The sequence below is a fragment of the Wylensekiella montiformis genome (assembly GCF_009697385.1).
Taxonomy (GTDB): Bacteria; Bacillota; Negativicutes; order Selenomonadales; family Selenomonadaceae; genus Selenomonas_A; species Selenomonas_A montiformis.
On sequence record NZ_VUNL01000009.1, the window covers coordinates 56,828 to 70,988 of the forward strand.

At 52.6% G+C, this 14,161-nt stretch carries 14 protein-coding genes; 13 read left to right on the top strand and 1 reads right to left on the bottom strand.

Translation table 11 applies throughout. From position 1 onward, the window contains the following. The 12 genes from ispG to FYJ78_RS08925 all read left to right on the top strand — a co-directional run bounded on the left by ispG (window position 1) and on the right by FYJ78_RS08925 (window position 11,768). Window positions 1-1,074 carry a flavodoxin-dependent (E)-4-hydroxy-3-methylbut-2-enyl-diphosphate synthase gene (ispG, locus tag FYJ78_RS08860; RefSeq protein ID WP_154621054.1) on the top strand — a complete coding sequence of 358 codons (1,074 nt, stop codon included), beginning with the start codon at window positions 1-3 and terminating at the stop codon, window positions 1,072-1,074. Further along, complete coding sequence (locus FYJ78_RS08865) at window positions 1,071-2,786, top strand: proline--tRNA ligase (RefSeq protein WP_154621055.1); 1,716 nt, start codon at window positions 1,071-1,073, stop codon at window positions 2,784-2,786. The genes ispG and FYJ78_RS08865 overlap by 4 nt, the downstream gene beginning before the upstream one ends. Window positions 2,787-3,447: 661 nt before the next feature. After that, a complete protein-coding gene (tet(W), locus tag FYJ78_RS08875; RefSeq protein ID WP_002586627.1) occupies window positions 3,448-5,367 on the top strand; it encodes a tetracycline resistance ribosomal protection protein Tet(W) in 1,920 nt (639 codons plus the stop codon). A gap of 50 nt (window positions 5,368-5,417) precedes the next feature. Further along, window positions 5,418-6,185, top strand: coding sequence for a class I SAM-dependent methyltransferase (locus FYJ78_RS08880; RefSeq protein ID WP_002586626.1), 768 nt, complete (start codon window positions 5,418-5,420; stop codon window positions 6,183-6,185). 171 nt (window positions 6,186-6,356) lie between these two features. Further along, window positions 6,357-6,779 carry a sigma-70 RNA polymerase sigma factor region 4 domain-containing protein gene (locus tag FYJ78_RS08885; protein ID WP_002586616.1) on the top strand — a complete coding sequence of 141 codons (423 nt, stop codon included), beginning with the start codon at window positions 6,357-6,359 and terminating at the stop codon, window positions 6,777-6,779. Next, the gene (locus FYJ78_RS08890; RefSeq protein ID WP_002586615.1) at window positions 6,772-6,984 is read left to right on the top strand and encodes a helix-turn-helix domain-containing protein; all 213 of its coding nucleotides are present in this window, start codon (window positions 6,772-6,774) and stop codon (window positions 6,982-6,984) included. Before FYJ78_RS08885 ends, FYJ78_RS08890 begins: the two co-directional genes overlap by 8 nt. A gap of 497 nt (window positions 6,985-7,481) precedes the next feature. Then, complete coding sequence (locus tag FYJ78_RS08900) at window positions 7,482-7,880, top strand: plasmid mobilization protein (protein ID WP_002596229.1); 399 nt, start codon at window positions 7,482-7,484, stop codon at window positions 7,878-7,880. Next, window positions 7,852-9,477, top strand: a complete 1,626-nt coding sequence (locus tag FYJ78_RS08905) for a relaxase/mobilization nuclease domain-containing protein (RefSeq protein WP_002596230.1) — start codon at window positions 7,852-7,854, stop codon at window positions 9,475-9,477. Before FYJ78_RS08900 ends, FYJ78_RS08905 begins: the two co-directional genes overlap by 29 nt. Further along, a complete protein-coding gene (locus tag FYJ78_RS08910) occupies window positions 9,467-9,853 on the top strand; it encodes a cysteine-rich VLP domain-containing protein (RefSeq protein ID WP_002596231.1) in 387 nt (128 codons plus the stop codon). Before FYJ78_RS08905 ends, FYJ78_RS08910 begins: the two co-directional genes overlap by 11 nt. Before the next feature lie 72 nt (window positions 9,854-9,925). After that, entirely contained in the window at window positions 9,926-10,720 is a 795-nt protein-coding gene (locus FYJ78_RS08915; protein ID WP_006356266.1) for a replication initiator protein A, read from the top strand. Then, window positions 10,717-11,559 carry an ATP-binding protein gene (locus FYJ78_RS08920; protein ID WP_002596233.1) on the top strand — a complete coding sequence of 281 codons (843 nt, stop codon included), beginning with the start codon at window positions 10,717-10,719 and terminating at the stop codon, window positions 11,557-11,559. Before FYJ78_RS08915 ends, FYJ78_RS08920 begins: the two co-directional genes overlap by 4 nt. Window positions 11,560-11,573: 14 nt before the next feature. Beyond that, window positions 11,574-11,768: a transposon-encoded TnpW family protein gene (locus FYJ78_RS08925; RefSeq protein WP_002596234.1), complete on the top strand. Its 195-nt coding sequence runs from the start codon at window positions 11,574-11,576 to the stop codon at window positions 11,766-11,768. A 64-nt stretch (window positions 11,769-11,832) separates the two neighbouring features. Here the strand turns inward: FYJ78_RS08925 and FYJ78_RS08930 are convergent, their stop codons facing one another. Then, window positions 11,833-12,033, bottom strand: a complete 201-nt coding sequence (locus tag FYJ78_RS08930; protein ID WP_002596235.1) for a hypothetical protein — start codon at window positions 12,031-12,033, stop codon at window positions 11,833-11,835. A 225-nt stretch (window positions 12,034-12,258) separates the two neighbouring features. Here FYJ78_RS08930 and FYJ78_RS08935 point away from each other — a divergent pair, with 225 nt between their 5' ends. Then, entirely contained in the window at window positions 12,259-13,875 is a 1,617-nt protein-coding gene (locus tag FYJ78_RS08935) for a recombinase family protein (protein ID WP_002596236.1), read from the top strand. Window positions 13,876-14,161: the final 286 nt, after the last annotated feature.

Sequence of the window (14,161 nt, forward strand, 5' to 3'; positions counted from 1 at the left end):
ATGATCCAACGAAAAAAGACGCGTCAGATCCATATTGGTCCGGTGGCGATCGGCGGAGGTGCGCCGATTTCCGTACAGTCGATGTGCAATACGAAAACGACCGATACGGAAGTGACTGTCGCGCAGATCAAAGCCCTGCAGGCAGCGGGCTGCGATATCGTGCGGCTGGCTGTGCCTGATATGGAGGCGGCGAAAAATCTTGGAAATATCATCCGGTCTGTACAGGTGCCGCTGGTAGCGGACATTCATTTTGATTATAAACTGGCGATTGAGGCCATTCATCAGGGAATCGCGGCCTTGCGCCTGAATCCCGGCAATATTGGAGGCGCGGAAAAGGTCCGGGCCGTGGTGGCTGCAGCGAAGGAACGGCATATCCCTATCCGCATCGGCGTCAATGCCGGTTCGCTGGATAAAAAAATTTCGGCGAAATATGGAGGTGCTACGCCGGAAGCTTTGGTGGAGTCCGCGATGGAGCATGTCCGTATTTTGGAAGCACTTGATTTCCATGATATGAAAATTTCCCTCAAGGCACATGACGTGCCGCTGACGATTGCCGCCTATCGCCTTATGAGCGAAACCGTGGATTATCCGCTTCATCTCGGCATTACCGAGGCCGGTACGGTCAATACGGGCATCATTAAGTCGGCTGTGGGCATCGGTGCGCTGCTGGCAGAAGGAATCGGCGATACGTTCCGCATTTCTCTGACTGGCGACCCGGTGGTTGAGGTCAAGACGGCCAATGAAATTCTGAAATCGTTGGGGCTGAGAGAATATGGCCCGACTCTGGTGGCCTGCCCGACCTGCGGGCGTACGAGCATCGATCTTCCGGCTATCGCCGATCAGGTAGAAAAGAAGCTGGCAGGCATCAAGGAACCCATTGACGTTGCGGTGATGGGCTGTGTGGTCAATGGTCCAGGTGAAGCGCGCGGAGCGGATGTCGGCATTGCAGGAGGAAACGGCGAAGGGCTGATTTTCCGCAAGGGCGAGATTATCCGCAAGGTTCCGGAAGCCGATCTGGTGGATGAGTTATTCAAGGAAATCGATGCGATATTGGAGGAACGGAATAAAAAATGAGAGCAAGCAATTTATATGCACCAACACTTCGGAATACGCCAGCTGAGGCCGAGATTGTCAGCCATCAGCTCATGTATCGCGCCGGAATGATCCGCAAGGTAGCCGGCGGCATGTATACCTTTTTGCCGCTTGGCTGGCGGGTGATTCGCAAGATCGAGCAGATCATCCGCGAAGAAATGGACGCTGCGGGCGGACAGGAGGTCTGCATGCCGATTCTGCAGCCCTCGGAACTTTGGGAGGAGAGCGGCCGTTGGGCGGCTTATGGCGATGAAATGATGCGGATCAAGGATCGCCATAGCCGTGATTTCTGCCTTGGACCGACGCATGAGGAAATGATTACCGATCTTGTGCGCGATGAAGTGCGCAGCTATAAGCAGCTGCCGCTGATGCTTTATCAGATTCAGGACAAGTTCCGCGATGAGCGCCGCCCGCGCTTCGGTCTGATGCGCAGCCGCGAGTTCATCATGAAGGATCTCTATTCCTTTGACAAGGATGTCGAGGGGATGAATGAATCATATCGGAAGATGTACGATGCCTATACGAAGATTTTTACGCGCATGGGCCTGGAATTCCGTCCGGTTGAGGCCGACAACGGTGCGATCGGCGGCGGTCATTCGCATGAGTTCACCGTTCTTGCGGATGCGGGGGAATCCAATATCGCGTACTGCACGTCCTGTGATTATGCGGCCAGTGATGAAAAGGCGGAACTTAAGCCGCTGGATATTCCCGCCGAAGAAGAGCTGCCGTTGGAAAAGGTCTCTACGCCGGGAACGAATACCATTGAATCGCTCTGCGAATATCTCCATGTGTCTGCCGATCAAACGATCAAGGCTGTCGCTTATCAGACCGATAAGGATGAGCTCGTTTTGGCCTTTGTCCGCGGCGATCATGAAGTCAATGAGGTCAAGGTCATCAATCAGATCGAGGGGGCTCTCGATCTGCGCATGGCGGATGAGGATGCGATTCGCGCCGCCGGCGGCTGTCCGGGCTTTATGGGGCCGATCGGCCTTAAGAAGGGGACGCATGTGCTTGTCGATGCCACGGTGATGAAGATGCATAATGCCGTCACGGGGGCAAATGAGGCGGACGCGCATTTCCGGCAGGTTAACCCAGAGCGTGATTTTGACCGGGGGGCGGTTGTCGTCGCTGATCTGCGCATGGTCAGCGAAGGGGATCCGTGTCCTCATTGCGGTGCGCCGCTTAAGATGACCCGCGGCATCGAGGCCGGTCAGGTCTTTACGTTGGGAACGAAGTACAGTCAGGCCATGGGGGCTGTTTTCCTGGACGAGAACGGCAAGGAGCAGCCGCTTGTCATGGGATGCTACGGAATCGGCGTCGGCCGTACGATGGCAGCGGCCATTGAGCAGAATAACGATGAGCAGGGGATCATCTGGCCACGGGCAATCGCGCCGTTTGAAGTCGTGATCGTAGCCGTCAATGCGAAGAAGGACGACCAGCTCGCTTATGCGGAAGGTGTTTATGAGGAATGTCGTCAGGCCGGCATGGATGTTCTCCTCGATGACCGCAGAGAACGTGCGGGAGTCAAGTTCAAGGACTGTGATCTGATCGGTTATCCGGTACGTGTCGTTATCGGGCCCAAAGCCGTCGATGAGGGCGTGATTGAAGTCAAGGTGCGCCGCACCGGTGAAGTGTATACCTTCCATCGGGAAGAATATCTGTCCAAGGTACAAGAATTGCTGAAGACCCTTTGAGTAAATGCTCATGTACGGTAAGGAAGCAAGCAACCGAAAACAAGAGATAGACCGCCAGCACTACACTATTCCGAACCAAAGACCAAAAGATAAGCATTGTGGGAAAATCTAAACTTTTGGATTTTCCTACAATGCCAACTACGGCGGAATCCCTCCCACTCCTTATATCTTTCTGTATACATTGAATTTGTATTTAGTAAAATGCAGACAACACCACGGATCGGCTTTTGGTTGGACAATTCCAACCAAACACCACAGCAGACAGCAGAAAACATTCTGAACGCTAGGAAGCCGGTATGATTGTTACATATAAGGGGAAGAAAAATTTCTTTTAGGTACTTGCTTTCCTAAAACTGATGTGATACAATGATTTAATCCAGAAAAGGAGTAAAAAATATGCGGCAAGGTATTCTTAAATAAAACTATAATCAAATAGTGGGAACAAAGGATTATGATAGCTCCTTTTGTAGGGGCTTAGTTTTTTGTACCCAATTTAAGAATACTTTTGCCTTATCAATTTTGACATATCCCCAAAAACAGCAATCACAAACAGGTGTATGCTGTATATGTGTATGTCCGCAACTTATAATCCCCAGTGGTAAAAGTATTTTACTGCTGGGGATTTTTATGCCCTTTGGGGCTGTAAAGGGAGGACAATCACATGAAAATAATCAATATTGGAATTCTTGCCCATGTAGACGCTGGAAAGACGACCTTGACGGAGAGCCTGCTATATGCCAGCGGAGCCATTTCAGAACCGGGGAGCGTCGAAAAAGGGACAACGAGGACGGACACCATGTTTTTGGAGCGGCAGCGTGGGATTACCATTCAAGCGGCAGTCACTTCCTTCCAGTGGCACAGATGTAAAGTTAACATTGTGGATACGCCCGGCCACATGGATTTTTTGGCGGAGGTGTACCGCTCTTTGGCTGTTTTAGATGGGGCCATCTTGGTGATCTCCGCTAAAGATGGCGTGCAGGCCCAGACCCGTATTCTGTTCCATGCCCTGCGGAAAATGAACATTCCCACCGTTATCTTTATCAACAAGATCGACCAGGCTGGCGTTGATTTGCAGAGCGTGGTTCAGTCTGTTCGGGATAAGCTCTCCGCCGATATTATCATCAAGCAGACGGTGTCGCTGTCCCCGGAAATAGTCCTGGAGGAAAATACCGACATAGAAGCATGGGATGCGGTCATCGAAAATAACGATGAATTATTGGAAAAGTATATCGCAGGAGAACCAATCAGCCGGGAAAAACTTGCGCGGGAGGAACAGCAGCGGGTTCAAGACGCCTCCCTGTTCCCAGTCTATCATGGCAGCGCCAAAAATGGCCTTGGCATTCAACCGTTGATGGATGCGGTGACAGGGCTGTTCCAACCGATTGGGGAACAGGGGGGCGCCGCCCTATGCGGCAGCGTTTTCAAGGTTGAGTACACCGATTGCGGCCAGCGGCGTGTCTATCTACGGTTATACAGCGGAACGCTGCGCCTGCGGGATACGGTGGCCCTGGCCGGGAGAGAAAAGCTGAAAATCACAGAGATGCGTATTCCATCCAAAGGGGAAATTGTTCGGACAGACACCGCTTATCAGGGTGAAATTGTTATCCTTCCCAGCGACAGCGTGAGGTTAAACGATGTATTAGGGGACCAAACCCGGCTCCCTCGTAAAAGGTGGCGCGAGGACCCCCTCCCCATGCTGCGGACGACGATTGCGCCGAAAACGGCAGCGCAAAGAGAACGGCTGCTGGACGCTCTTACGCAACTTGCGGATACTGACCCGCTTTTGCGTTGCGAAGTGGATTCCATCACCCATGAGATCATTCTTTCTTTTTTGGGCCGGGTGCAGTTGGAGGTTGTTTCCGCTTTGCTGTCGGAAAAATACAAGCTTGAAACAGTGGTAAAGGAACCCTCCGTCATTTATATGGAGCGGCCGCTCAAAGCAGCCAGCCACACCATCCATATCGAGGTGCCGCCCAACCCGTTTTGGGCATCCATAGGACTGTCTGTTACACCACTCTCGCTTGGCTCCGGTGTACAATACGAGAGCCGGGTTTCGCTGGGATACTTGAACCAGAGTTTTCAAAACGCTGTCAGGGATGGTATCCGTTACGGGCTGGAGCAGGGCTTGTTCGGCTGGAACGTAACGGACTGTAAGATTTGCTTTGAATACGGGCTTTATTACAGTCCGGTCAGCACGCCGGCGGACTTCCGCTCATTGGCCCCGATTGTATTGGAACAGGCATTGAAGGAATCGGGGACGCAGCTGCTGGAACCTTATCTCTCCTTCATCCTCTATGCGCCCCAGGAATACCTTTCCAGGGCTTATCATGATGCACCGAAATACTGTGCCACCATCGAAACGGCCCAGGTAAAAAAGGATGAAGTTGTCTTTACTGGCGAGATTCCCGCCCGCTGTATACAGGCATACCGTACTGATCTGGCCTTTTACACCAACGGGCGGAGCGTATGCCTTACAGAGCTGAAAGGATATCAGGCCGCTGTCGGTCAGCCGGTCATCCAGCCCCGCCGTCCAAACAGCCGCCTGGACAAGGTGCGCCATATGTTTCAGAAGGTAATGTAAAGATACATAATCGTCAAGACGGCAACAATCAGAAGTTATGGAGGGTAACAATGGAATATAGTAAGGAAGATTTAATGGAAGCAAAAAAGCAAATTTGGGGAGTGGGAGAGAACATGGGAACAGAGGAAAGTAAAAAAATCTGGGAGGAGAACGCACAATTTTGGGATAATGCAATGGGTGACGAATCTAATGAATTTCACAGAGAGGTAGTGCGTCCCAAAGTAACGGAACTTCTATCTCCTAATCCTGCGGATTACATTTTGGATATTGCGTGTGGCAATGGAAATTATTCTTCGTATCTTGCACAAAGAGGCGCTTCGGTTGTCGCTTTTGATTACAGCAAAAAAATGATAGAATTGGCTAAAAGACGGCAATCACAATATGCAAAACAAATTGAATTTTGTGTGGCGGATGCGACCGATAGAAAAAGTATATTAGAATTAAAAAGAAATCGAGCCTTTACGAAAGCAGTTTCTAATATGGCAATTATGGATATTACGGATATTGAACCACTTCTTATGGCTGTTTATGAACTGTTGCAGGAAAGCGGAATTTTTGTCTTTGCAACGCAACACCCTTGTTTTGTCACGTTGACTGAAAAATATATGACACCGCACAGTTACTATGATATAGCGATTGAAGGGCAACCGAAAGAGCAGATTTATTATCATCGTTCCATACAAGATATTTTTAACCTTTGTTTTAGAGCTGGATTTGTCATTGATGGATTTTATGAAGAATGTTTTAAAACCAACAAAGAAATTCCTATGGTAATGATAGTAAGGCTTAAGAAGGTAAAACGTGATAGCTTAAAATAAATTCAAGTTTGTCGGGTAAATAGCAAACCCAGCCGAGCCAGTCAACGGTCAAGATGAACGGCGCATATGCGCAGCCGTTGACAGCCCCGCCCGCCTTTGCTGGTAGGCAATCAAGGGGCGACAGCAAGAAGTGCCACCGCCCCGCACTATTATTCAGAAAGGGGAATTTCCATGACCGACCAGATAGCCTATCAAGAATATATCCAGCGCAGGTACAACGCCTTTTGCAAGACTGTTATCCGCTGTGCCGCCTTGGACAAGATTTTGAAGCTTAAACGGCAATGGGAACGGCAAGTTTCCCTTGACTATCTGATGAACGAGAAGTTTGTCCAGTTTGCCGCGTCGGAGCCGGACGAGGAATACCCATTTACCGTCTGCGGTCAGACCGTCCTGCTCTGCAACGCCGCCCTTGCCGACGCGATCTCTGTTTTGCCGGAGCAGACGCGGGAAGAAATCCTGCGCTATTACTTTCTGCGCCAGCCGCAGCGCGTGATCGGCGCGTGTATTGGCCGGTCACGCAGCACAGCGGGGCGGCATATCCAGCTTGCCTTGCAGCGGCTACGCGAAGAAATGGGGGTGAGCCGGTATGAGTAGACTTCTCCCCTATGAAACAATCCTCAAAGCCCGTGAGGGCGACCCAGAAGCCGTGAACGCTGTCCTGCTCCACTACGCCGGATATATCCGCTATTTCTCAAAAGTGAACGGGCAGGTCAACGCCGAGGTGGAGGACTATGTAAAGCAGCGGTTAATTGACTGTCAATTCAAGTTCCGGCTTGACGAACCACCGGACAAGTCATAAAAACTGAATACCAGCCGCCACCGACGCGGCCAGCGAAAGCAGTAAGTCTTGAAAAAGATTTACTGCTTTTTTTGTTGTCCGGCTCCGCTCCCGGCCATTTTGCCCCCTGCCGGTTGTAGTAGTAAGCGAGGAGGGAATTTTTCTGCCCTGGTGTTTGGCATTTGGAGCATTTACCCGTAGTAGAGGGCAAAGAGAAAGGATTTCTCCAACACCGGGTAGAAACCACTGCGTCCGGTGTCATTTTAGCGAAAGCGGGCAGGAATGCCCTTTACAGGATTAGTAGTAGCAGAAAAAGAGAAACAAACTTTTGTGGTTGCAGTTTTCCAAAAAAGTGGCGGACGGAAGTGAGAGAAAGTTTGCAGTCACGGAGAGCAAGTTTCTACCACGGTGCCAAAATCCGCAATTCTGCAGTTTTGCCCCTCGCGGGAAACTTGTTGGGGAGTGCCTTCCCCAAACCCTGCTCATGCGCCCTTACGGGCGAGAAAGGAGGTCACACCATGCGAAAGAAATACAACACGCCCCACCGCAGCCGCGTTGTGAAAACCCGGCTGTCCGAAGATGAGTATGCCGACTTCACAGCGCGGCTTGCGCCCTATGGTATCAGCCAGTCCGAATTTCTCCGGCAGGCGATACGGCGGGCGACCATACGCCCGGTTGTCCATGTGTCGTCGGTCAATGACGAGTTGCTTTCCGCTGTCGGGAAGCTGACAGCCGAGTACGGCAGGATCGGCGGCAACCTCAATCAGATTGCCCGGTATCTGAACGAATACGGCGTACCCTACAACACCCTTTCCGGCGAGGTACGCGCCGCCATATCCGACCTTGCCGTCCTCAAGTATGAAGTCCTCAAGAAAGTAGGTGACGCGGTTGGCAACACTCAAGCATATCAACTCTAAAAACGCCGACTACGGAGCCGCCGAGCAATATCTTCTCTTTGAGCATGACGAGTTTACCATGAAGCCCGTCCTTGATGAAACCGGCAGGCTTATCCCCCGCGAGGACTACCGGCTGTCCACGCTGAACTGCGACGGGGAGGATTTTGCCGTTGCGTGTATGCGGGCCAATCTCCGCTATCAGAAAAACCAGCGGCGGGAAGATGTGAAAAGCCACCACTACATCATCAGCTTTGACCCGCGGGACGGGCCGGACAACGGCCTGACCGTAGACCGGGCGCAGGCGTTGGGGGAACAATTCTGTAAAGAGCATTTTCCCGGCCACCAGGCCCTTGTCTGCACCCACCCGGACGGGCATAACCACAGCGGCAACATTCATGTGCATATCGTCATAAACAGCCTGCGGATTGAGGAAGTGCCGTTCCTGCCCTACATGGACAGGCCGGCCGATACGAAAGTCGGCTGCAAGCACCGATGTACCGACGCTGCCCTGCGCTACTTCAAATCCGAAGTCATGGAGATGTGCCACCGGGAGGGGCTTTATCAAATCGACCTCTTGAACGGCAGCAAGAACCGCGTCACCGACCGGGAGTATTGGGCGCAGAAAAAGGGACAGGCCGCGCTGGACAAGCAGAACGCCCCCATGATTGCCGATAGTATCACGCCCCGGCAGACCAAGTTTGAAACGAACAAGGAGAAGCTGCGGCAGACCCTACGGAAAGCCCTTGCCACCGCCGCCAGCTTTGACGAGTTTTCCTCTCTGTTGCTGCAGGAGGGTGTGACCGTCAAGGAGAGCCGGGGGCGGCTTTCCTACCTCACGCCGGACAGGACAAAGCCAATTACCGCCCGGAAGCTGGGCGACGATTTTGACCGCGCCGCTGTCTTTGCCGTTTTAGAGCAAAACGCCGCCAGAGCAGCCGAAGCGCCAGCCAGATCCCCCGATCCCCCACGCACCATAAAAGACCGCTTGCAGGTTGCCAGAGCCGAGATAGCCGCCCCGAAACAGGACGGAGTGCAGCGGCTTGTGGACATTGAGCAGAAAATGGCCGAGGGCAAAGGCCGGGGCTATGAACGCTGGGCGAAGATACACAATCTGAAGCAGGCCGCCAAAACGCTGTCCGTCTACCAGCAATACGGCTTTACTTCCCCGGAGCAGTTAGAAGCCGCCGTTGACACCGCCTATCAGAAAATGCGCCAGACCAGCGGCGAACTGAAAGCACTGGAAACGAAGCTGCAAGGGAAAAAGAAGTTGCAGCGGCAGGTGTTGGCCTACGCCCAGACCAAGGCCGCCCGCGACGGGCTGCGGGCACAGAAATCCGAGAAAGCCCGCGCCGCATACCGGCAGGCCCATGAGAGCGATTTTATCATAGCCGACGCAGCAGCCCGGTATTTCAAGGCGCATGGCATTACCAAGCTGCCCGCCCGGAAAGCGTTGCAGGCCGAGATCGAGCAGCTTATCTCCGAGAAAGACGGCCTGTATAACACCTATCACGAACAGAAACAGCGGTTCAAGGAGTTGCAGACCGTCAAGCGGAACATCGACCAGATTTTGCGCCGGGACGAGCCGCACCGCAGAAAGGAGCAGAGCCATGAGCGATAACCTGCCCCACATGGACTACCGCCAGCACCGGCGGGCGCGGCGGCTGGTACATGAGTGCTGTAACTACGATGAGGGGAACTGCCTGCTATTGGACGACGGGGAGCCTTGCGTGTGCGTCCAGAGCATTTCCTTTTCCCTCATGTGCCACTGGTTCCGTGTGGCTGTCCTGCCCCTTGACGGGGAGCTGGCCGCAGCCCTCTTGTGCCGGGGAAGCCGGAAACGGTGTGCCGTCTGCGGGGCGGCCTTTGTCCCCAAATCCAACCGGGGAAAATACTGCCCCGACTGCGCCGGGCGCATGAAGAAAATCAAAGCCGCCGAGAGAAAGCGGAAACAAAGGCAGAGATGTCACGCTTTAGAGCCTTTCAAACCCGCATAAATCAAGGCTTTTTTCGTGGGTGTCAAAGGGTACGCGATACATTTATCCTTTTCCCCCGGAAACGGCGTTTTAATGCGTGACAATACGCCAAAATCAACCCGAACACAGGGAGGTGATCCTATCGCTGATTATATCAGGGCAGACACGCGGCTGCCCGCCTATCTGCCGTATCCCCGTTTCCTGCTGAAAATGGAGATTTCACAGACCGCCAAGCTGCTGTATTCGCTGCTGTTAGACCGTTCCACCCTCTCCCAGAAAAACAAGTGGCTGGACGACGAGGGCAGGATTTATATTATCTATCCCATCGCGGAGATAGCAGAAATACTGGATAAAGGCAGCACCACCATCAAGGGGGCGCTTAATGAACTGGACACGGCGGGGCTGTTGGAACGGGAACGGGGCGGCTTCTCCGCACCGAACCGGCTTTATGTCAAAGTACCGCCAGTGCCACAGGTACAGTTTTCAGACCAACTGATGGCCGGAAGTCCGCCCCTCATAGAGCCGGAAAACCGTCCTACTGATGGTCAGAAAACCGACCTTATGATGGTCGGAAAACCGTCCCCTAACCAAACTACTATAAACAACCTTACAGAGAGCCAAACAAAGGGAGTGAGTGGGGGGCCGTCCGCGCCCTATGGCCGATATGGAAATATTTTTCTGTCACAGACCGAATACGACGAGTTGCAGGCAGAGTACCCTGACAGGCTGGAACGGTTCATCGAGGAAATGAGCCGCTACCTTGCCGCCAACGGGAAAAGCTACCAGAACTATGCCGCCGCCCTGCGGATATGGGCGGGGAACGACAAAAAGGAAGCCCCTAAAAAGGGCATACCAGACTACTCATGCAAGGAGGGCGAGAGTTTATGAAGAATGAAATCAACGCGGTTTTGGAGAATATGACGACCACCATCCCGGAGCCGGAGGACTACACCGGCGAGGACGGTTTACTGTACTGCGGCAAGTGCCGCAAGCCGAAAGAAGCCTATTTTGCGCCGGATAAGGCCGCTATCTTCGGGCGCGACCGCCACCCGGCAGAGTGCGACTGCCAGAGAACCGCCCGCGAGGAACGGGAAGCCGCCGAAAAGCGGCGCAGACACCTTGACACCGTGGAAGAACTGAAACGCCGGGGCTTTACCGACCCCACCATGCGGGACTGGACTTTCGAGAACGACAACGGCAGGAACCCGCAGACCGGGCTTGCCCGCCGGTATGTGGAGCATTGGGAAGATATGCGGACAGACAATATCGGCTGCCTGTTCTGGGGCGGCGTAGGCACCGGCAAAAGCTACCTTGCAGGCTGTATCGCAAACGCCCTCATGGAGAAAGAAATCCCCGTCCGCATGACGAACTTTGCTCTTATCCTCAATGACCTTGCCGCCAGCTTTGAGGGGCGCAACGAGTACATTTCCCGCCTTTGTCGTTATCCGCTGCTGATCCTTGACGACTTCGGCATGGAACGCGGGACGGAATACGGGCTGGAACAGGTGTTCAATGTGATTGACAGCCGTTACCGCAGCGGCAAGCCGCTGATCGTCACGACCAACCTTACGCTGGACGACCTGCACAACCCGGAGGACACCGCCCATTCCCGGATTTATGACCGCCTGCTTTCCATGTGCGTCCCGGTACGCTTTACCGGCGACAACTTCCGGCAGGAAACCGCCAAGCGGAAAATGGAGAGCATGAAGAAACTGATTACCGACTGAAAGGAGTATTGCCTATGGCAGATAACAAGCAGCACGACACCCGCACCACCCGCCGCCCTGACTGTGTGACGGAAATCCGCATGGGCAATTCCGTCCTTGTCGTGTCCGGCTATTTCAAGAAAGACACCACAACCACAGCCGCCGACAAAATGGCGCGGGTACTGGAAGCGGAAGCCGCTGCTACACAGGAGCCGACTTATCCGGCGTGAACCGGGGCATGGAAAAGCGGCCATGCCAGGGAGCATGACCGCTGGAACGAAAATCGGAAGTGCTTTAGCAATTCTTAATCTCATTCTCTATAAAATAATTTGCAATTTCAAAGGCTTTTATTCTTCTCTTTGCCAATGTGATTTGTGATTTATAACGCTCGGAATTATCCTTTGATTCAAATGTTTTTACTGTTTCTCTTAGCTTGTGCAGAGTTGAATCAATTTGCCTTTTGGCCGCGGTTAATTCATCTATTGTATACTTCATGTTTTCTCCTTTAACTTCTGATTTTTTTGTTAAATCAGAGTATACCACGGAGTTATGAACTTTTCTACTGCAAATATGGGACGACAACCCATACCATAAAAATCGGAAAATTGAAAAGCTGTAAAGAAGCAAATTTAACGCTTTTGCCGCTGTACAGCCCCCGCCGTTCCGTGGTACAATGAAACCACGGAATAGTGGGGCTGGCTGTCGGAAACGGAGGATTTTATGTTAAGACAAGCCACCCAAAACCTCATTACCGCCCTTTATCCGAGATTGTCCCACGAGGATGAATTGCAAGGCGAGAGTAATTCCATATCGAACCAAAAAAGGATACTCGAAACCTACGCAAAACAGAACGGCTTTACCAATCTGCGCTGGTACACCGACGACGGTTTTTCCGGCGCGAACTTCCAGCGGCCCGGATTTCAAGCCATGCTTGCGGACATTGAAGCCGGGAAAGTGGGTACGGTCATCGTCAAGGACATGAGCCGGTTAGGGCGAAACTACTTGCAGGTAGGGTTTTACACGGAAATGCTGTTCCCTCAAAAGGGTGTGCGTTTTATCGCTGTCAACGATAATGTGGACAGTGCCAGCGAGGGCATGGACAACGATTTTACCCCGCTGCGAAATCTGTTCAATGAATGGCTGGTGAGAGATACGAGCAAGAAAATCAAGGCAGTGAAAAAGTCAAAAGGCATGAGCGGCAAGCCTGTTACCAGCAAGCCGGTTTACGGCTATGTGATGGACGAGGACGAGAATTTTATTATAGACGAGGAAGCCGCCCCGGTGGTGCAGCAGATTTACCAGCTTTGCCTTGCCGGGAACGGCCCGACCAAGATTGCCCGTATGCTGACGGAGCAGCAAATCCCCACGCCGGGGACGCTGGAATATCAGCGGACAGGCAGCACCCGCCGTTATCACCCAGGCTATGAGTGCAAATGGGCGACCAACACCGTCGTTCATATCCTCGAAAACCGAGAGTACACCGGATGTCTGGTGAACTTCAAAACGGAAAAGCCTTCTTATAAGGTCAAGCACAGCATAGAGAACCCCGTCGAGAAGCAGGCCATTTTCGAGAACCACCATGAGCCGATCATCGACAAGGAAACATGGGAACGGGTGCAGGAGTTACGCAAACAGCGCAAACGCCCGAACCGCTACGATGAAGTGGGGCTGTTCTCCGGGATTTTGTTCTGCGCCGACTGCGGCCATGTGCTGTATCAGCAGCGGTATCAGAACAAAGACCGCAAACAGGACTGCTACATCTGCGGCAGCTACAAGAAGCGCACCCGCAACTGTACGGCGCACTTTATCCGCACCGATCTGTTGACCGCTGGTGTCCTGGCAAATCTCCGGCAAGTGACCGAATACGCAGCCAAGCATGAGAGCCGGTTTGTGAAACTACTTGTCCAGCAGAACGAGATCGGCGGCAAGCGAAAGACCGCCGCAGCCATCAAGCAGCTTGAACAGGCGCAGGAACGCATTTCTGAAATCAGCCGCATTATCAAGCGGCTGTATGAGGACAATGTAAACGGCAAAATCAGCGATGAGCGTTTCATGGAACTGTCGGCTGACTACGAAGCCGAGCAAGCGGAGCTGAAAAAGAGAGCCGCCGCCCTGCAAGCCGAACTGGACAAGTCACAGGCAGCTACCGTCAACGCCGAGAAATTTATGGGCATTGTCCGCAAGCACCTTGCCTTTGAAGAACTGACCCCCACTCTCTTGCGGGAAATGATCGAGAAAATTGTGGTGCATGAGTGCAGCTATGATGAGAACGGCACCCGCAGGCAGGACATTGAGATTTATTACAGCTTTGTCGGCAAGATTGACTTGCCCGAATAACCGCCCGACCTATCCGACACAATGGCCAAGTGTCGGATAGGAACGGCAAAATTTTTTGCACTTCTATTGCTTCTTTATCACACATAAGCAAAGACGCAAGGTTTGTTTACCGGCCCTTTTTCAGAAACAGACGGTTTTTGTCTGTTTTCTGGAAAGGGGCTTTTTTATTCGATGCTAAGCGCCCCTAAAGCTCTGAATAAGTCTCATTTTATCGGACAGAGTATCTTTACGGCGAATGAATCATTATGTTAGAATTAAAATATTAGAGCGATGAGGCTCAGACAGA

Bases quoted from the DNA above. Each gene is read 5' to 3' on its own strand.
- FYJ78_RS08885 (WP_002586616.1), top strand. From the start codon at position 6,357: ATGACCGACCAGATAGCCTATCAAGAATATATCCAGCGCAGGTACAAC.
- FYJ78_RS08910 (WP_002596231.1), top strand. From the start codon at position 9,467: ATGAGCGATAACCTGCCCCACATGGACTACCGCCAGCACCGGCGGGCG.
- ispG (WP_154621054.1), top strand. From the start codon at position 1: ATGATCCAACGAAAAAAGACGCGTCAGATCCATATTGGTCCGGTGGCG.
- FYJ78_RS08890 (WP_002586615.1), top strand. From the start codon at position 6,772: ATGAGTAGACTTCTCCCCTATGAAACAATCCTCAAAGCCCGTGAGGGC.
- FYJ78_RS08915 (WP_006356266.1), top strand. From the start codon at position 9,926: ATGCGTGACAATACGCCAAAATCAACCCGAACACAGGGAGGTGATCCT.
- FYJ78_RS08880 (WP_002586626.1), top strand. From the start codon at position 5,418: ATGGAATATAGTAAGGAAGATTTAATGGAAGCAAAAAAGCAAATTTGG.
- FYJ78_RS08925 (WP_002596234.1), top strand. From the start codon at position 11,574: ATGGCAGATAACAAGCAGCACGACACCCGCACCACCCGCCGCCCTGAC.
- FYJ78_RS08920 (WP_002596233.1), top strand. From the start codon at position 10,717: ATGAAGAATGAAATCAACGCGGTTTTGGAGAATATGACGACCACCATC.
- FYJ78_RS08865 (WP_154621055.1), top strand. From the start codon at position 1,071: ATGAGAGCAAGCAATTTATATGCACCAACACTTCGGAATACGCCAGCT.
- FYJ78_RS08900 (WP_002596229.1), top strand. From the start codon at position 7,482: ATGCGAAAGAAATACAACACGCCCCACCGCAGCCGCGTTGTGAAAACC.
- FYJ78_RS08930 (WP_002596235.1), bottom strand. From the start codon at position 12,033: ATGAAGTATACAATAGATGAATTAACCGCGGCCAAAAGGCAAATTGAT.
- FYJ78_RS08935 (WP_002596236.1), top strand. From the start codon at position 12,259: ATGTTAAGACAAGCCACCCAAAACCTCATTACCGCCCTTTATCCGAGA.